Consider the following 19,448-nt stretch of genomic DNA (forward strand, 5'->3'; position numbering starts at 1 on the left):
GTGCTATTGGCTGGTAAACCCCGGATAAAGCAGCAGGCGCTGTCTTTCCAGGCGCAAGCCGATCCAGGCGTGCACGACCAGCACCAGAATCACCACGCCACCGCCAATAAGCGTCGAGGTCGTGGGTGTCTCACCCAGCAGCCACCAGACCCACAGCGTGCCCAATGCGGTTTCGACCAGGTAGAACAGCGCCACCTCCGTCGACGGCAGGTAGCGGGTGGCGCTGTTGATCAGCACCGTGGCAAGCGGCATCTGCACCAGGCCCATGAGGGCCAGTACGCCATAACGCTGGGCATCCAGCGTCAGCGGCGAGGCCATGGGTAGGGCAATGGCCGCCGAGAGCAGCCCTCCGCCGGCAATTACCGTCATAGGGTCAATCGCTGGATAGCGGCGCAGCAGCGTCAGGTTGCCACCGATGGCCGCCGCGGCTGCCAAGGCATAGAGGTTGCCGGTTAGCATCCCCATGGCTCCCTCGCCCATAAATACCAGGCCCATGCCCAGCATGCAGACGGCAATGGCCACCAGCGTTCGCAGCGCGACTTTTTCGCCCAGGAAAACCCGCGAAAACAGCGCGGCAAATAGCGGCGCGGTACTCAGGATCACCACCACGTTGGCCACGTTGGCGTTCATGACCGCCAGCACAAACAGGCTGGATATCAGGCCCAGCAGCAGGGCTGAGGCCAATGAGGAAAACGGGTTGCTGCAGAGCGTCGCAAGCCGCTTGCCTGCCCAGCACAGAAGCCCCAGCACGCAAAACATCAACAAACCGCGCCAGAACACGATGGTCCAGCCGTCGGTGCGCGCCAGGCGTATCAGCAATCCGTCGAAGCTCAGGAACACCACGCCTAGGACTACCGTAAGCAGACCGCGTTGGTACGAACTTAGCTGCATTGACTTACTCCCGGCGGGTAAAAAGCTAACCGCCCGCCGGTTAGGCGAGCGGTTGAGAAATGCGCAGCGGGCCAATGGTCATTGGCTCGCTCGGCTGCCCTGCGCTTAGCGATTGTCTGCCATGGTTGCGCGCGCAACAGCGGCTTGCTGATGGCGAGGGCGCACTATCCAGTAGCCCACGCCCCCGGCAATCAGCAGCATGCTGCCGCAACCTACTGCCAGCAGGTAGGCGCCTTGAACCGCGCCTGATGAGAGCGCAAAGCGCTCGGCGAAGCCCGCCAGGGTGACCGCATACTGTTGCCACAAAAACAGCCCGATAGCGACCCCGGAGAGCATGGTACATAGCGCAATCCAGCGGGTGCCGGACACCCAGCCGCTCAGCGCCCGGGTATCAAACTCATGCAGAAACGCACGGTAGTCTACCTCGGACTGGCTCACGCGGGTCATGGTGGATGCCAGCACGATTGCCGCCAGCGCCATCAGCGTACTCAACAGCACCGGGTGTAAATACACTGGCAGACTGATCCACTCGGCCTGCGCCATTAACGATAGGACCAGGTTGCCGACAAATCCGACCACCAGGCCCCAGCTGGCCCCGGCGGCGGTAATCCGCCGGCTCCAGATGCTCATCAAAGCCACCGGACCCCAGGAGGAGGCAAACAGCGTGGCGGCAAACCAGACCACCGCCATGACCGCGGGCGGCTGAAAAAGCGCCAGCAATAGAGCTGTAAGCCCCGCCGAAAGCACAGCGATACGGCTTTTACGCATGGCCTTTTTTTCGTCCAGCGAGGCAGGGAGAATATCGTTGGAGAGGCTAAAGCCGATGATCGACAGGAACGTCGAGCAGGACGACAGGCCGGCGGCAAACACCCCGGTGAGAATCACCACCCCAAGCCAGGTCGGCAGGATGTTGAGCGCCACCCAGACCATGGAACGTTCGGGCTCGAGGGTCGGGTCGTAGAGATTGATTGCCGCGCCGGTCATCATCATCAGCGCATAGAAGACGGCGAGCGCCACCGCCGTCAGCATGGCCGAGCGCATGACCACGTGCTCGTTGCGAGCCATCAGGTAGCGGCTGGACTGCCAGGGGCTTGCCGCCAGCACCGCCGCCCAGACAAGGCCCAGGGTCAGGCCCCAGACAAGCGCCTCGCCGGGAGAGGAGAAGTTGGCATCAGGCCCTTCGATCACCCCATGCCACAGGCCAATGCCGGGCTTGTCCGTCTGGGTTAAAAGCCCCTCAACGACGCCACTCCAGCCGCCAAGATCCTGAATGACATACAGCGACCCGCCCACCGCGGCCAGCGAAAAAATCACGAACATGACGGTGTCGGTGATCATCACGCCGGGCGAGCCCGAATACAGAATGAAGCCGGTGTAGGTCATCCACACCAGCACCAGACCCACCCAGTAGGGCATGCCGGTCAGCTCGGCGAACATGATGCCCGCGCCTTGCATGACCCCCAGCAGATACGCCCCCAGGCCGATGACCGTGGTGAGCCCGGCAATGACCTGGACGCGCCGCGAGGCAAAGCGCTTGCCAAAAAACTCCGGCACGGTTTTGGCGCCGCTACGGCGCAGGTAACGGCCGAACACCAAGGCCCCCAGCAGGCAGCCCGAGGTGCTGACCGCCGCAAAAATCAGCATGACGAACGGATAGCCCTGGTAGGCAAAGCCCGTTTCGCCGAGAAAGGCGCTGGTGCTCAGGTAGCTGGCCACCAGCGTACCCAGGATAAAGAAAGTGGGCGCATTGCGGCCAGCGACCAGGTAGTCATCCAGTCCCTTGACGCGCCGCCCAGCCAGATGCCCGATGACAAAATAGCCGACCAGGCTCAACAGTATTGCGATGGTATAAATCATGAGCATAACCATGGGGTTGTTAACATTGTGCCGTCATGGTGCAGCGCTTTATAAGCACGCTCATAGTCGCCAGCGGCACCCAATGAAAGAATTACGACATGCCGTTAAAAAGTCGGGACGTCGCGTCGTGGCAGCACAAAAGGCAACGCTGGGTGGGTCGGCCGCTGAGCCCCAGCTAAGCTGGGGCTTTGAGCCTAAATAAATCGTTTGTGCCGCTTTGTCTTTGTAACGCAAGCTGAGGCTTCTTCCGTCACCCTAACCACACCCCAGAGGCAGCGATGACAAAACCCAATATTCTGGTGCTGATGGCCGACCAGGTTAACGGCACGCTGTTTGAAGATGGCCCGGCAGATTTTCTGCATATGCCGAACGTGAAGGCACTGGCCGAGCGCTCGGTGCGCTTTCGCAATGCCTACACGCCGAGCTATCTCTGTGCTCCCGGGCGTGCGGCTTTCATGTCAGGTCAACTTCCCTCCCGTACCGGCGTCTACGACAACGCTGCCGAGTTTCCGTCGAGCATTCCGACCTGGGCGCACCACTTGCGGCGCGCTGGCTACCAAACGTGTCTCTCGGGCAAGATGCACTTCGTCGGCCCGGATCAGCTACACGGCTTCGAGTCGCGCCTGACGACCGATGTCTATCCGCCTGATTTCGGCTGGACGCCGGACTATCGCACCCCTGGTGTACGCATCGACTGGTGGTATCACAACCTGGGCTCTGTTACCGGGGCCGGCATCGCCGAGATATCCAATCAAATGGAGTATGATGACGAGGTTGCCTTCCACGCCGAGCAAAAGCTCTACGACCTGGCGCGCGGTCATGACGAACGCCCCTGGGCATTATGCGTGAGCTTTACTCATCCCCACGATCCCTACGTAGCGCGCCGCCAATACTGGGATCTCTACCGTGACTGCGAGCATCTCGAGCCAACGGTGGGTGAGATTCCCTACGCCGAGCAGGATCCGCACTCGCAGCGTCTCTTCGATGCCAACGACTATACCCAGTTCGACATAAAGCCCGAGAATATCCGCCGTGCTCGCCAAGGATATTTCGCCAACCTGTCTTACATCGACGACAAGGTGGGCGGTATTCTCGACGTGCTCGAGCGCACCCGCATGCTCGACAACACCATCATTCTGTTCGTCTCCGATCATGGCGACATGCTTGGCGAGCGCGGATTGTGGTTCAAAATGAGCCCCTACGAAGGCTCATCACGCGTACCGCTGATGATCAGTGCGCCGGGTCTTGAGCCCAAGTGTGTCGGTACGCCGGTGTCTGCGCTGGATATCAATCCGACGCTGGCTGATCTGGTGGGTATCGACCTGAGTGCCATCGAACCGTGGACCGACGGCGAGTCGCTGGCACCGCTGATGAAGGGCGAAAGGCGCGATACACCGGTTTGCTTGGAATACGCCGCCGAGGGCAGCTACGCGCCGCTGATCACGATCCGGCATCGTCAGTGGAAGTTCAACCATTGCGAGCTTGATCCGCCGCAGCTATTCAATCTCGCCGAAGACCCGCACGAGTTGAATAATCTGGCGGAAGATCCGGCGCATGCCGAACAACTCGCCGACTTCCAACAGCAATGCCGCGAGCGCTGGGACATGGCGCGCTTCGACGCCGAGGTGCGCGAAAGCCAGGCGAGACGGTTGATCGTCTACGAAGCACTGCGCAACGGCGCCTACTATCCGTGGGATTATCAGCCGCTGCAGGTGGCCTCGGAGCGCTATATGCGCAACCACATGGACCTCAACATACTCGAAGAGGCCCAGCGGTTTCCCCGCGGAGAGTGAGCCACGCTCGCGAAAAGATAAGCGGCCGGGGCACGGCGCTGGGAAGGGGTATGCTCGCGTTTAGCGTTTTTGCTATCACTGATGGCTAAACGAGCCCCAAGAAGGAGCGCCTACAAGGCGCTCCCGTCATGTTGCGACATCACTTTTGGAGCGACGTGGTGGGTACCTTGCCAGAAAGTCGCTGCTGCTCCTTGTGCAGTCCTATATACAAGCTGAAGCACATCACCAGCAGCACCAGCGTAAAGGGCAGGCCGGTGGCGACCGCGCCTGCCTGCAGCGCGCTGAGGGCCGTGCTCCCCCCGCCATACAGCAGCACGCCGGCAATCACCCCTTCAAGCGTGGCCCAAAAGACCCGCTGGCTTTTGGGGGCATCGGTCTTGCCGCCCGCGGTGATGTTGTCGATCACCAGCGAGCCGGAGTCCGATGAGGTAATAAAGAACACCAGCACCAGAATGATCGCGAGCGTCGAGGTAATGCTGGTCAGGGGCAATTGTTCCAGCATGTGGAACATGGCAAGCGAGACGTCGTCAATACCGTTTGCCAGCTCGCCCACTTCGTTTGAGGCCTGAAAAATCGCCGTGCCGCCAAAGGCGCTCATCCATACCAGGGTGACCAGCGTCGGCACCAGCAGCACCGCGATCAGGAACTCACGCACCGTCCGGCCTCGCGACACGCGCGCGATAAACATGCCGACAAACGGAGACCAGGAGATCCACCATGCCCAGTAAAAGATGGTCCAGCCGTGATACCAGGTATCGTCGTCGCGACCAACCCAGTTCGACAGCGGCAGAAGGTGGCTTGCATAGTCCAGCGCGGTGGTGCCAATCCCTGTCAGAATCATCAGGGTCGGCCCCGCCACGACCACAAACAGCAACAGCACGGCCGCGATGACCATGTTGATATTTGAGAAAAGCTTCACGCCGCCGTCGATACCCCGCCATACCGAGATCAGCGCAATCACCGTGACTACCACGATAATCGCCAGCTGGGTGCCGATGGTATTAGGGATATCGAACAGATAGGCAAGCCCGCCAGCTGCCTGGGTAGCGCCAAAGCCAAGCGAAGTGGCCAGGCCGAAAATAGTGGCCAGCACGGCAAGAATATCGATGATATGGCCTGCCCAGCCGCGGGTTCGCTCGCCAAGTATCGGGTAAAAGGCGGAGCGAAGCGTAAGCGGCAGGCCCTTGTTATAGGCAAAGAAAGCCAGTGACAGTGCCACCACACCATAAATGGCCCAGGGGTGCAGGCCCCAATGGAACATGGTCGCCCCCATGGCGGCGCTGGCGCCCTCCGGGGTGCCCGCCGGCGCATTCAAAGGCGTGCCGTACCAGTCGGTGTAGTAGGCCACGGGCTCAGCAACGCTCCAGAACATCAGGCCGATGCCCATGCCCGCCGCAAACAGCATGGCGAACCAGGAGGTGCGCGAGTATTCCGGCTTCGCATCTTTGCCGCCCAGACGAATCCGCCCCAAAGGCAAGCAGATCAGTACGAGACAGAACACCACAAAGATGTTGCCCGCGATCATGAATAGCCAGTCGAAGTGTTCGATCGACCAGTTCTTGGCAAGCCCCAGGTGAGTATTAGCGGCATCTGGGTAGACCAGCGCGTAGATAATAAACAGTAGGATGGCGAGAGCGGAAAGCGGAAAGACGGGGTTATGAAAATCCAGCCCCATTATCTGAGTATTGTCCTGTCCGGGCGACAGGACCGGGTCGTCATTGTTGTTCATCAGGGTTCCTTGGTTGCTCTTGTTAGACGTCGGATATGAGCCAGGCATCGCCGACGCACCGAATTGTTGGCCCTGTTTAAGAACAAGAGTGTCGTGAAAGCGACCTCTATCTATTCGTTCTGGCTAGGATGTCTTGAATAGATATGTGAGTGCCTTTTTGGGGTAAGTCCTAAGACGCGGAGGGGATAGGGTGGAAAAGCGCAATCCACCCTATCGAGCAGAACAATAAACTACAGGAGCCAGCCATGAATGCAGCCAACCGCGGAGTGGTCTACAAAGGACCGGGTGAAGTCGCCGTTGAATCCATTGCCTATCCTGAACTTGCTTTAGGCAATCGCAAATGCGAGCACGGCGTGATTCTCAAGGTCGTTACCACCAATATCTGTGGCAGCGACCAGCATATGGTGCGTGGTCGCACCACTGCCTCACCTGGCCTGGTACTCGGCCACGAAATCACTGGGCTGGTTATTGAGACCGGCCGTGACGTCGAATTCATCAAACCGGGCGACCTGGTCTCGGTGCCATTCAACATCGCCTGTGGCCGCTGCCGCAACTGTAAAGAGGGCCGCACCGGTATTTGCCTCAACGTCAATCCAGCCCGCCCTGGCGCCGCCTATGGCTATGTGGATATGGGCGGCTGGGTCGGCGGCCAGACCGAATATGTCATGGTCCCCTACGCCGACTTTAATCTGCTGAAGTTCCCGGACGCCGATCAGGCCATGGAGAAGATCAAGGATCTGACCCTGCTTTCCGATATCTTCCCCACCGGCTTCCACGGCTGCGTGACCGCCGGTGTCGGCCCGGGCAGCACCGTCTATATCGCCGGTGCCGGGCCCGTCGGGCTTGCGGCCGCGGTTTCCGCTCAGTTGCTGGGTGCGGCCTGCGTGATCGTTGGCGATATGATCGAAGAGCGCCTGGCCCAGGCCCGCAGCTTTGGCTGCGAGACCATCGACCTGACCCAGGACGGTGACATGGCCGACAAGATCGAGGTGATTCTCGGCGAGCGCGAGGTCGATGCCTTTGTCGACTGCGTTGGCTTCGAAGCCCACGCCTGTGGCTGCAACCACGGCAAAGAAGCGCCCGCCACGGTGCTCAACTCGGCGATGTCGCTGACCCGCGCGGGTGGCCAGATCGGTATCCCCGGCCTGTACGTGACCGAAGATCCCGGCGCGGAAGACGATGCTGCCAAGCAGGGTGCCTTGAGCATGCGCTTTGGTCTTGGTTGGGCTAAGTCCCACAGTTTCCATACTGGGCAGTGTCCGGTGATGCAGTACCATCGCCCACTGATGCAGGCTATTCTGTTTGGCAAGGTCAATATCGCCGATGCGGTCAATGTCCAGATGATTAACCTGGATCAGGCGCCCCAGGGCTACGCTGACTTCGATGGTGGTGCGGCCAAGAAATTCGTTATTGACCCACATGGCAGCGTGGCCTAATAACGTATTAACTCAGCACTTTAGTAAACAGCCCTAACCCCTGCCTGGCGGTGGGGTAGCGAGACCCTAGACGGCGCCCCGCGGGGTGCCGTCTTCGTTCCTACGTAAAAAAGCCGATCAAGATAATAATGAGTGCCCAATGACCGTTCAGACCGTGACCCCCAAGCGCCCCTTTCGCGGCAAGCCCCGCGGCCGTGAGCTCGATCCCAACCGCCTTGAGGGATTGCGTGACCTGCTGGGCGACGAACGCGAAGACGCCACGCTGCGCCGCCGTGACCTGCTGATCGAACATTTGCATGTTATTCAGGATGCCCGGGGCCATCTGCTGCTGGCGGACCTGCGTGCCCTGGCGGCCTACATGAACCTGCCCATGGCGGCCGTCTACGAGACGGCCACCTTCTATGCCCACTTCGATGTGATTCACGACGATCAGGAGACGCCGCCCGCGTTGACCATCCGCGTTTGTGATTCTCTGGCCTGCCAGCTGGCCGGTGCCGAGGCGCTGAAGGCCCAGTTGGAAGCCAATGTGGATATCGAGCAGGTGCGGGTACTGCGGGCGCCCTGCATGGGCCGCTGCGACACGGCACCGGTGGCGGAAGTAGGACATCATCATGTTTTGTTTGCCACCCAAGAGAGTATTGCGACGGTGATCGAGGGGGCGCACTTTCACCCCGCTACCGTCGACTGGCAGCGGCTGGACGACTACCGGCACGAGGGTGGTTTCGCACTGCTCAAGGCCTGCCGCGACGGTGAGGTCACGGTGGAAGCGTTGATGGAGGCGATGCAGCAGGCCAACCTGCGTGGCTTGGGCGGCGCGGGCTTCCCCACCTTCAAGAAGTGGACCTTCGTGCGTCAGGAGGCCGGCCCCCGCTACTGCGCCATCAATGCCGACGAGGGCGAACCTGGCACCTTCAAGGACCGCTATTACCTTGAACGCTCGCCCCACCAGTTTCTTGAAGGCGCCCTGGTCAGCGCCTGGGCGGTCGACGCCGAGGCGCTGTATATCTATTTGCGCGATGAGTATCCGGCCTTGCATGGCGTACTGCGCGAGGCCATTGGCGAGCTTGAGGCCGCCGGCCTGGTGGCGCCTGGTTACATCGTGCTGCGTCGCGGCGCCGGGGCCTATATCTGCGGCGAAGAGTCGGCGATGATCGAATCCCTGGAAGGCAAGCCGGGCAAGCCCCGCCATCGCCCGCCGTTTGTGGCCCAGAAAGGGCTCTTTGATCAGCCGACGCTGGTCAATAACGTCGAGACCGTCTATTGGATCCCCATGATCTGGCAGCGTGGCGCGGAGGCTTTCGCAAGCCAGGGTCGCCACGGCCGCGTGGGGGTGCGCAGTTTCTCGGTCTCGGGCCGGGTCAAAAACCCTGGCGTGTATCTGGCGCCGGCGGGGATCACGCTTAGCGAATTGATTGACGAGTATTGCGGCGGCATGGCCGACGGCCACCGTCTGGCGGCCTACCTGCCCGGCGGCGCCTCCGGCGGCATTCTGCCCGCCGCCAAGGCCAATATCCCCCTCGACTTCGACACCCTTCAGGAACACGGCTGTTTTATCGGCTCCGCCGCGGTGATCATACTTTCTGACAAGGACGATCTGCGCGGGGTCGCGACCAACCTGCTGGCTTTCTTTGCCGATGAATCCTGTGGTCAATGCACGCCCTGCCGGGTGGGCACGGAAAAGATGCTCACGCTGCTCGAGCGCAATGAATGGGACGCCGGGCTGATGACGCAGCTTTCCCTGGTGATGATAGATGCCTCTATCTGTGGGCTTGGCCAGGCAGCACCTAACCCGGTGCTCGGGCTGCTCAAGGATTTCCGCGGCGAGCTGGCCGCCCAGAACGTCATCGTCAAGGGGTAGGGGGATGAACATGACCATGAGCGAACAAAACTCGGACACAAGCTTCACGCTGACGCTGGACGGCATTGACGTCAGCGCTTACCCCGGTGAAAGCCTCTGGCAGGTGGCCAAGCGCGCCGGTGAAACCATTCCCCATCTTTGTTTCAAGGACGCCAGCGGCTACCGCGCCGACGGCAACTGCCGGGCCTGCATGGTGGAAATCGAGGGTGAGCGGGCGTTGGCCGCCAGCTGCCTACGCCAGGCGGCGCCCGGGATGGTGGTCAATAGCGCGGGCTCTGAACGCGCAAACGCGGCCCGCAAGACGGTCATGGAGATGCTGCTAGTCGACCAGCCAGAGCGGGAAGCGAGCCCCGACAGCTCAAGCCACTTTTGGGCCATGGCTGACCAGTTGGCTATTGATGCCACAGAGGTGCGCCGCAAGCTGCCCCGGCGCGATGAGCGCGAGGCGCCCACCGTACACCATGTGGCCTCCCGGGCGGATAGCCTGGAACATGACAGCAGCCACTCTGCCATGCGCGTCAACCTTGATGCCTGTATCGAGTGCAACCTGTGCGTGCGCGCCTGCCGTGATGTGCAGGTCAACGACGTCATCGGCCTGGCGCACCGCGGCGCGGCCTCGAAGATCGTCTTCGACTTCGACGACCCCATGGGGGATAGCACCTGCGTGGCCTGCGGGGAGTGTGTCCAGGCCTGTCCCACCGGCGCCCTGATGCCCGCGACCCTGGTCGATCAACATGGCCACGGCGACTCCGCAGCGGCCGATCGCCAGGTCGACTCGGTATGCCCGTACTGCGGGGTGGGCTGCCAACTGACCTACCATATCAAGGACGACGAGATCCTGTATGTGGAGGGCCGCGAAGGCCCCTCCAACCAGAACCGGCTATGCGTCAAAGGGCGCTTCGGCTACGACTATCCGCGCCATCCCTCCAGGCTGATCACGCCGCTGATTCGTCGCGAAGGCGTGGCCAAGGGCATCGATCCGGATTTCGATCCCGCCAAGCCCCTGACCCATTTTCGCGAGGCGAGCTGGGACGAAGCCCTGGAGGTTGCCGCCGGCGGGCTGGTGGACCTGAAAGCGGCCCATGGCCCCGACGCCCTGGCCGGGTTCGGCAGCGCCAAGTGCTCCAACGAAGAGGCGTGGCTATTCCAGAAGCTGGTGCGTACCGGCTTCGGCTCCAACCATGTGGATCACTGCACGCGGTTGTGCCACGCAAGCTCGGTGGCGGCGTTGATGGAGTGCATTGGCTCCGGTGCCGTGACCGCCTCCTTCATGCAGGCCGAGCAGGCAGACGTGGTGATCCTGACCGGCTGTAACCCGGCGGTGAACCATCCCGTGGCGGCCACCTTCTTCAAGCAGGCCGCCAAGCGCGGTACCAAGATCGTGATCCTCGACCCCCGCGGCCAGGCGCTGGATGCCTACGCTCACCTGAGCGTGCGCTTCTCGCCGGGCGCCGACGTGGCGCTGTTCAACGCCATGCTCAACGTGATCATCAGTGAAGAACTTTATGACACGGCCTATATTGCCGAGCACACCGAAGGCTTCGAGGCCCTTAAAGTGCATACGGTAGATATGACGCCCGAAGCGATGAGCAGCCTATGCGGCGTTGCGCCTGAAACCATTCGTCAAGTGGCGCGGCTCTATGCCAACGCCGAGCGGGCGATGATCTTCTGGGGCATGGGTATTTCCCAGCATACTCACGGCACCGACAACGCGCGTGGCCTGATCTCGCTGGCGCTGGCCTGCGGCCAAACCGGGCGCCCCGGCACCGGCTTGCACCCTTTGCGAGGGCAGAACAACGTTCAGGGGGCGTCCGATGCGGGCATGATCCCCATGGTGATGCCCGACTACCAGCCGGTCAGCGATGATCAGGTACGCGCGGCGTTTGAAGAGCTGTGGAACTCCAAGCTGGATCCCAAGCCGGGCCTCACCGTGGTGGAAATCATGGATGCCATCGCCGCCGGCACCATCCGCGGCATGCTCATTCAGGGCGAGAACCCGGCCATGTCCGACCCGGACCTGGACCACGCCAGGGCAGCCTTGGCCAAGCTGGAGCATCTGGTGGTTCAGGACCTCTTCGTCACCGAGACCGCCCAGTTCGCCGACGTCATCCTGCCGGCCTCCGCCTGGCCGGAGAAGAACGGTACCGTGACCAACACCAATCGCCAGGTGCAGATGGGCCGTGCGGCCGTGCCGCTACCCGGCCAGGCCAAGCCGGATTGGTGGATTACCCAGGAAATGGCCAAACGTTTCGGCCTGGACTGGAACTACCAGCACCCGCGGGATGTCTTCACCGAGATGAAGCAAGGCATGGCCTCTCTCGACCATATTTCCTGGGAGCGTTTGGAGCGCGAGCAGTCGGTCACCTATCCCTGCCCAGCGGAAGACGCGCCGGGGCACGACGTGGTCTTCAGCGATGCGTTTCCCACCGCCAGCGGCCGGGCGAAATTTGCGCCCACGCGCCCGTTACCGCCGGATGAGCCGGTGGACAACGACTACCCGACGGTACTGACCACTGGTCGCCAACTGGAGCACTGGCATACCGGTTCCATGACCCGCCGCGCCAAGGTGCTCGACGACCTGGAGCCGGAAGCCGTAGCGAGCCTGGCGCCCGCTGAGTTTATCCGGCTGGGAATGGCGCCGGGCGATGATCTGACGATCGCCACCCGGCGAGGCTCCATCACCCTCAAGGCGAGAACCGACCCGGGCATGCCCGAGGGCATGGTCTTCGTGCCCTTCTGTTACGGCGAAGCGGCAGCGAATCTACTCACCAATCCGGCGCTGGACCCGTTTGGGAAGATTCCCGAGTTCAAGTACGCCGCCTGCCGGTTGAGCCGCGCCGACGTGGCCTGACTGATCACCATTCCCCTGCCCGCCCATGGAGGTTGCCTCCATGGGCGTTTTCGTTTCCAGGCATGCAGAAAACACTTCCTTAGTTGACTTTGCTGCGCGTGTGACAGGTTGATATTCAACGCTAATTGTCCCCTCGAAAATTGTAATGCGATGTAAGCTCGCCTTATTGTCGTTATCAAGCATTAGCAAAAAAATATAAATCAATCGCGTTCCAGGGGAGGCGTGAGGTGGGTGTTGAAACGTGCACCGACCTTAGCGCAACGGGACCTTTATCGGGGGATGTGCATGAACGAGACCCTTGCAGACGCTGGGGAGGCGAGGGCGGCGACGAGCGAGGCGCCGTCGAGTTTTGCCCGCTTCGTCAATGTCCAAAAGAGCTATGACGGTGTCGAACTGGTCGTCAAGGACTTCAACCTTGATATCCGCAAGGGTGAATTCGTCACCCTGCTGGGGCCTTCGGGCTCTGGAAAGACCACTTGCCTGATGATGATGGCAGGCTTCGAAACCCCCACCCACGGTGAGATTCTGCTGAAAGACGAGCCGATCAGCGGCTTGCCGCCGCACAAGCGCGGCATCGGCATGGTCTTCCAGAACTATGCGCTGTTCCCGCACATGACGGTGGCTGAGAACCTCGCCTTCCCGCTCGAAGTACGTCACCTCAACAAAGCACAGATCAAGGAAAAAGTCGCCAAGGCACTGGCCATGGTGCGCCTTGAAGAGTTTGGCGACCGCCGCCCGGCACAGCTCTCCGGCGGCCAGCAGCAGCGCGTGGCCTTGGCCCGGGCGCTGGTCTTCGAGCCTGAACTGGTGCTGATGGACGAGCCCTTGGGTGCGCTGGACAAGAATCTGCGTGAAGAGATGCAGTACGAGATCAAGCGCATTCACGCCCGCCTCGGGGTGACCATGATCTATGTCACCCACGACCAGACCGAAGCACTGACCATGTCCGACCGCATTGCGGTCTTCAACGACGGTGTCGTGCAGCAGCTGGCCTCGCCGGATGAGCTCTACGAGCGGCCAGAGAACGCTTTCGTTGCCTATTTCATTGGCGAAAACAACCGCCTGCAGGGTGAGGTCAGTGAGCGCCTTGGTGATAACTGCAAGGTGCGCCTTGATAGCGGCGACACGGTGGTTGCCAAAGCAGTGGCGGTAAGCGGCGCGGGCACACGCACGACGCTGTCGCTTCGCCCCGAGCGGGTCAGCATCCTGCGCGGGGATGCGGCGGAACAGTTCGAGAATCAATTTACCGCCACCGTGCAGGAAGTGATCTACCTTGGCGACCATTTGCGCACGCGGGTGTCGGTGTGCGGTAACGATGACTTTATTTTGAAAACACCCAACGCCCAGGGGGGCGGGGTTATGCGCCCCGGCCAGCAGATTCAGGTCGGCTGGTCGAGCGCCGATTGCCGAGCGCTGGATGCATGAGCAGGACGGCAGTCAAGTGCGCCGTTTCTCGGCATCCCACGGTGTCGGCGGCGATGGCAACAATAAACGGAGAATAACCATGAAAATCAGCATCAATAATCGCATTGTCAAGACGGGTGTCGCTGCCCTGGGGGTCTCGGCACTGGCCGTGGCGGTCAGCGCCCATGCCGAGCAGACGTTGAACATTGTGTCCTGGGGCGGTGCTTACAGCATGAGCCAGCACGAGGCTTACGATAAGCCGTGGATGGAAAAGACCGGCGACGAGATCGTCAATATTGACCGCAGCGGGAATGCCCTGGCCGGATTACGCTCCCAAAGTCAGGCTGGCAACGTCACCTGGGATCTGGTCGACATGCTCCCGGCCGATGCCATGATTGCCTGTGATGAAGGCCTGATCGAGCCGCTTGACCATGACGAACTGCTGGCCGACGCCCCGGATGGTACGCCGCCCAGTGAGGACTTCGTCGACGGTGCCCTGGGCGACTGTTTCGTGGCATCCATCGTCTATTCGAATATCGTCGCCTTCAACAGCGAGATGTTTCCCGAAGACGACCAGCCCAGCACCATCGAGGATGTCTTCGACCTGGAAAACTACCCGGGCAAGCGGGCCCTGCTGCGCAAGCCGATCAACAACATGGAATGGGCCTTGATCGCTGATGGCGTCGAGCGTGATGAGGTTTACGCCATGCTTGAGACTGAAGAAGGCGTTGAACGTGCTCTTGCCAAGCTCGATACCATCAAGGACGAGATCATCTGGTGGGAAGAGGGCGCCCAGCCACCGCAGCTGCTGGCCGACCAAGAGGTGGCCTTCGCCTCTGCGTATAATGGCCGGATCTTTAATGCCATGGTTACTGAAGACCAACCCTTCGAGATCATCTGGGATGCCCAGGTATTCGAGCTGGATGGCTGGGTCGTACCTACCGGAAAGCTCGACAAGGTGAAGGATTATCTCCATTTCGCCACCGATACCCAGCGTCTCGCTGACCAGGCCAAGTACATTTCCTACGGCCCGGCGCGCAAATCTTCCGCGGAATTTGTCTCCACTCATGCCGAGACCGGCATCGAGATGGAAGAGCATATGCCCACCTATGATCCGAACTTTGAGACGGCGATACAGAAAGATGACCTGTTCTGGGCGGACTTCAACGACGAGCTGACCCAGCGCTTTGACGCCTGGCTGTCCCAATAAGGGTCTGCCGCCGCCCGGTGACCATCGGGCGGCGGCATGTTGATCACCGATCTTGCTGATCGCTTCTTTCGCCTGATGGGAGAGACCTAAGTGTCCGAGTCTCCGGAAGCCCCTTTGAGAACGGCGGATGGTGTGCCGCTCAAGGTCAGTCTGCGTCGTACTGTGCGACGCTCGAAAATCAAGGCGCTGCTACTGGTCGCGCCGCTGCTGGCGTTCCTGATCATTGCCTTCGTGATGCCCATTCTTGAGATGCTGTGGCGCAGCGTCGACAATCCTGAGGTTTCTACCTACTTGCCGCGTACTGCCGCCGCCCTGGAGCGCTGGGACGGCACTGACCTGCCCGACGAGGAGGCCTTCGCCGCGCTTGCCGAGGACCTGCGCGTGGGCCAGGCCGAGCGCAGCATGGGAACCTTGTCCAGTCGGTTGAACTACGAGAAGTCGGGCATGCGCTCGGCGATAAGCCGCACTGCGCGTGGTGCCGCTAACCTCGAGCCGCCGTTCCGTGAGTCTCTGGTTGACGCCCATCGTGCTTGGGGAGAGACCGACACATGGCGGTTGATCAAGCGTGAGTCACGGCCTTTCACGCCGTCTTACTATCTGGCGGCGGTAGACCGCCAGATGAGCCCGGACGGCGAGATCGTCAAGGTGCCGGAGCACATGCGGGTCCATGCCACTCTGTTCTGGCGAACGCTGTGGATGAGTGCCGTCATCACCGGCCTGACGCTGCTGCTCGGTTATCCGGTGGCCTTCCTGCTGGCGAGTCTTCCGGCGCGTCGCTCCAACCTGCTGATGATCCTGGTATTGCTGCCGTTCTGGACCTCGCTGCTGGTGCGCACCACCACCTGGATCGCCATCCTGCAATCCCAGGGCGTGCTCAACGACGTGATGGTGTCGCTAGGTGTGGTGGCAGACGAGGCGCGTTGGCAGATGATTCACAACAAGATGGGCACCATCATCGCCATGACGCACATCCTGCTGCCGTTCATGATCCTGCCGCTCTACTCGGTAATGAAGACCATCCCGCCAAGCTACATGCGGGCGGCGCGTTCGCTCGGGGGCAAGCCGTTTCTCAGTTTCCGCCGCGTCTACTTCCCGCTGACGATTCCGGGCATCGCCGCTGGCGGTATTCTGGTGTTCATTCTGTCGATCGGCTATTACATCACGCCGGCGCTGGTGGGCGGGCAGTCAGGGCGCTTTATCACCAACTATATCGCCTATCACATGCAGACATCGCTCAACTGGGGGCTGGCGGCCGCCATTGCCTCGATCCTGCTGTTCGTGGTGATTATCTGCTATCTGGTATTCAATCGCCTGATCGGCGTCGACAAGGTCAAGCTGGGGTAAACGATGGCCATTCCTTCTTATGCCACTCGTGGCGAGCGTATCTGGCACTACTTATTCCTGGGCATCTGCGGGCTGGTCTTTCTGTTCCTGATTGGGCCGCTGCTGGTGATTATCCCGCTGTCGTTCAATTCGCAGCCCTACTTTACCTTCAGCAAGGAAATGCTGACCTTCGACCCGGCCGGTTATTCGCTGCGCTGGTATCAGGACTTCTTTACGTCGAGCGCATGGCTCAATGCCATCAAGAACAGCTTCATTATCGGCATCGCGTCGACGTTTCTGGCCACGGTGCTGGGGACGGTGGCGGCGCTGGGTTTGTCGAGTCGGTACATGCCGGCGCGTGGCGTCATCATGGCGCTGCTGATCTCGCCGATGATCGTGCCGCTGATTATCTCGGCGGCGGCGATGTTCTTCTTCTTTTCCAAGGTCAATCTCGCCCAGACCTACGTGGGGGTGATTCTGGCCCATACGGCGCTGGGCATTCCCTTCGTGATCATCACCGTGACCGCCACGCTATCGAGCTTCGACACCACGCTGATCCGCGCCGCGCATAGCCTCGGCGCCAATCCCACGCGGACCTTCTTCAAGGTGGTGCTGCCGCTGGTCACGCCAGGGGTGGTGTCGGGGGCGCTGTTCGCCTTCATTACGTCCTTCGACGAGGTGGTGGTGGTGCTGTTCATTGCGGGGCCTGAGCAGCGCACCATGCCGATTCAGATGTGGTCCGGCATTCGCGAGCAGATCAGCCCGACGATCCTTGCCGTGGCCACCCTGCTGGTACTGCTATCGATGCTGCTGCTCACCACCCTTGAGCTGTTACGCCGTCGCAGCGAGCGGCTGCGTGGGGTCACACCCGAGTGAGCCTAAACAGCATGAAAGCCACGCTGGTTTGCTGCGGGAACTAAATGTCCTTGACCAACCTGAGCGCGTCGTAGATGGCCGCGTGGGTGTTCCGGGACTCGACGGCATCGCCGATCCGGAACAGCTGGAAACGGCCATCCGGATTGTTGATGACGCGCTGGGGGTTGCCCACGATCAGGTCATCGTAGTTCACCTCGCCGCCGTTGCTGGCATGCGGTTTGAGCTCGAAATAGATGTCGGCCATGGGCGTGATGCCGTAGTTGACCACCACCTGATCAATGCGCCGTTCGTGCTCGAGGTCCATGTAGTCGCTGGTGATCTTGGCCAGTAGCTCGCCACCATCGCGGGCCACGGACTTCAGCCGGTAAGTCGGCGTGAAGGTGACGTTGGGGCGCTGCAGGGAGCGCATGTAGGGCACCAGGTTCATGGCCATGATCTCTGCGGAGAAGGTGCGATCCGGCGTCATGATTTCGAGCTCGGCCCCCGCAGCGGCAATGATCTCCGCCGCCTGCAGGGCGGCGTGGTCGCCAGCATCGTCGAATAGCAGCACCCGCTTACCCGGTGGCACATGACCGGACAGGATATCCCAGGTGTTGACCACCAGCTCACTGCCGACCTCAGGCTGATCTTCCATGGGATAGCCGCCGGTGGCCACGATCACCACGTCCGGCTGCTCGGCGAGCACGTCCTCCACCTCGGCCCAGACGTTGTAGCGAATCTCGACGCCAAGCACTTCGCACTGCGCCAGGCGCCAATCGATAATGCCCAGCATCTCACGGCGCCGCGCGCTCTGGGCGGTGAGTCGCACCTGCCCACCGGCATCGCTGGCAGCTTCCAGCACCACCACCGAATGACCCCGCTCGCCGGCGACCCGGGCAGCTTCCAGCCCCGCCGGCCCGGCGCCAATGATCACTACTCGCCGCTGCTGAGCTGCCCTAGGGATAGTGTGGGGCATGCTGGTTTCGCGCCCGGTGGCGGCGTTGTGGATGCAGTAGGCGGCGCCACCCTGATAGATACGATCCAGACAGTAGTTGGCACCGACGCAGGGGCGGATCTCCTCTTCTCGGCCTTCGATGATCTTGCGCACGATGTGCGGGTCGGCCATATGAGCGCGGGTCATGCCGATCATGTCGACCTTGCCTGAGGCGATGGCATAACGGGCAGTGGCGACATCCTGGATCTTGGCGCCATGGAAGGTGGGAAAGTCGACCTCGCGACGTATTTCACCGGCGAAATCCAGGTGCGGGGCGCTGGGCATGCCCTGGATGGGAATCACGTCGGTGAGCCCCGCGTCTGTGTCGATGTGGCCGCGAACCACGTTGAGGAAGTCGACCAGGCCGCTGTCCTTCAGGCGCCGTGAGATATCCATCCCGTCGCCGGACGTCAGCCCGCCCGGCAGCATCTCATCGCCGGTGTAGCGCACGCCGACGATAAACGCTTCCCCCACCCGCTGGCGAATGGCGCGCAGCACCTCGAAAGTGAAACGCAATCGATTGTCGAGATCCCCGCCGTAAGGCCCCTCAAGGGTATTGGTCAGCGGCGACCAGAACTGATCCATCAGGTGGCCATAGGCCTGCAGCTCGATTCCATCGAGGCCGGCGGCGTGCATGCGCTCGGCGGCATCGGCGTAATCGCGGATCAGGCGCTCGATATCCCACTCCTCGACCTGCTTGGGAAAAGCGCGGTGGGACGCCTCGCGACGATGCGAAGACGATACCGCTGGAAGCCAATCGCCCTTGTCCCAACGGGTGCGCCGGCCCAGGTGAGTCAGCTGGATCATTACCGCAGTGCCGTGTTCGTGGCAGGCGTCGGTCAGCTCGCGCATCCACGGCACCACTTCATCCTTATAGGCGAGGATGTTGTTGAACACCGGCGGGCTGTCCTTGGCCACCGCCGCGGACCCGGCGGTCATGGTCAGGCCAAGGCCTGCCTTGGCGCGCTCGACGTGGTAGGCACGGTAGAGTGCCTTGGGCATCCCGTCCTCGGGGTAAGCGGGCTCATGGGCGGTCATCATAAGCCTGTTTTTCAGGGTCAGGTGCTTTAGCTGAAAGGGCTGCAGTAGCGGATCGTTAAGCATGGATAGGACGCCATTTTGTTGTGCATTGGATAAATCTAGGTGTCTATGTTCATAGTTGTCAATATAATGTTCATCGATGTACATTTTGAGGCGATCACGTTCACCCGCCATCACCGCGGCCAGGTAGATGGCGTTAGCCGGTC

The 19,448-nt window shown here is 61.3% G+C and carries 12 protein-coding genes; 8 read left to right on the forward strand and 4 right to left on the reverse strand.

What is annotated here, in order from left to right; translation table 11 throughout:
* Nucleotides 1–3: 3 nt before the first annotated feature.
* Nucleotides 4–891, reverse strand: a complete 888-nt coding sequence (locus GA0071314_RS01845) for a DMT family transporter (RefSeq protein ID WP_074395048.1) — start codon at nucleotides 889–891, stop codon at nucleotides 4–6.
* 105 nt (nucleotides 892–996) lie between these two features.
* Entirely contained in the window at nucleotides 997–2,748 is a 1,752-nt protein-coding gene (locus GA0071314_RS01850) for a sodium:solute symporter family protein (RefSeq protein ID WP_074398387.1), read from the reverse strand.
* A gap of 278 nt (nucleotides 2,749–3,026) precedes the next feature.
* Here GA0071314_RS01850 and betC point away from each other — a divergent pair, with 278 nt between their 5' ends.
* A complete protein-coding gene (betC, locus tag GA0071314_RS01860; RefSeq protein ID WP_074395050.1) occupies nucleotides 3,027–4,541 on the forward strand; it encodes a choline-sulfatase in 1,515 nt (504 codons plus the stop codon).
* A 139-nt stretch (nucleotides 4,542–4,680) separates the two neighbouring features.
* Here betC and GA0071314_RS01865 read toward each other — a convergent pair whose 3' ends face one another.
* The gene (locus GA0071314_RS01865; protein ID WP_074395051.1) at nucleotides 4,681–6,270 is read right to left on the reverse strand and encodes a BCCT family transporter; all 1,590 of its coding nucleotides are present in this window, start codon (nucleotides 6,268–6,270) and stop codon (nucleotides 4,681–4,683) included.
* Between the two features lie 245 nt (nucleotides 6,271–6,515).
* On the opposite strand from GA0071314_RS01865, the gene fdhA reads away from it, so the two are divergent.
* The 7 genes from fdhA (at nucleotide 6,516) to GA0071314_RS01900 (ending at nucleotide 17,228) form a co-directional block, all read left to right on the forward strand.
* Nucleotides 6,516–7,706: a formaldehyde dehydrogenase, glutathione-independent gene (fdhA, locus tag GA0071314_RS01870; protein ID WP_074395052.1), complete on the forward strand. Its 1,191-nt coding sequence runs from the start codon at nucleotides 6,516–6,518 to the stop codon at nucleotides 7,704–7,706.
* Between the two features lie 139 nt (nucleotides 7,707–7,845).
* Nucleotides 7,846–9,564 (forward strand): NAD(P)H-dependent oxidoreductase subunit E, encoded by a 1,719-nt coding sequence (locus GA0071314_RS01875; protein WP_074395053.1) that lies wholly within the window; start codon nucleotides 7,846–7,848, stop codon nucleotides 9,562–9,564.
* Nucleotides 9,565–9,568: 4 nt separating this feature from the next.
* The gene (gene fdhF / locus GA0071314_RS01880) at nucleotides 9,569–12,415 is read left to right on the forward strand and encodes a formate dehydrogenase subunit alpha (protein WP_231896498.1); all 2,847 of its coding nucleotides are present in this window, start codon (nucleotides 9,569–9,571) and stop codon (nucleotides 12,413–12,415) included.
* A gap of 285 nt (nucleotides 12,416–12,700) precedes the next feature.
* Nucleotides 12,701–13,840, forward strand: a complete 1,140-nt coding sequence (locus GA0071314_RS01885; RefSeq protein WP_074395054.1) for an ABC transporter ATP-binding protein — start codon at nucleotides 12,701–12,703, stop codon at nucleotides 13,838–13,840.
* 79 nt (nucleotides 13,841–13,919) lie between these two features.
* On the forward strand, nucleotides 13,920–15,029 hold the full coding sequence (locus GA0071314_RS01890) for an extracellular solute-binding protein (protein ID WP_074395055.1): 1,110 nt from the start codon (nucleotides 13,920–13,922) through the stop codon (nucleotides 15,027–15,029).
* Between the two features lie 90 nt (nucleotides 15,030–15,119).
* Nucleotides 15,120–16,373 carry an ABC transporter permease gene (locus GA0071314_RS01895; protein ID WP_074395056.1) on the forward strand — a complete coding sequence of 418 codons (1,254 nt, stop codon included), beginning with the start codon at nucleotides 15,120–15,122 and terminating at the stop codon, nucleotides 16,371–16,373.
* Between the two features lie 3 nt (nucleotides 16,374–16,376).
* Complete coding sequence (locus tag GA0071314_RS01900) at nucleotides 16,377–17,228, forward strand: ABC transporter permease (protein WP_074395057.1); 852 nt, start codon at nucleotides 16,377–16,379, stop codon at nucleotides 17,226–17,228.
* Between the two features lie 40 nt (nucleotides 17,229–17,268).
* Here GA0071314_RS01900 and GA0071314_RS01905 read toward each other — a convergent pair whose 3' ends face one another.
* Nucleotides 17,269–19,305: an NADH:flavin oxidoreductase gene (locus GA0071314_RS01905; protein WP_074398389.1), complete on the reverse strand. Its 2,037-nt coding sequence runs from the start codon at nucleotides 19,303–19,305 to the stop codon at nucleotides 17,269–17,271.
* Nucleotides 19,306–19,448 lie beyond the last annotated feature (143 nt).

Source organism: Halomonas sp. HL-93 (assembly GCF_900086985.1).
Taxonomy (GTDB): domain Bacteria; phylum Pseudomonadota; class Gammaproteobacteria; order Pseudomonadales; family Halomonadaceae; genus Vreelandella.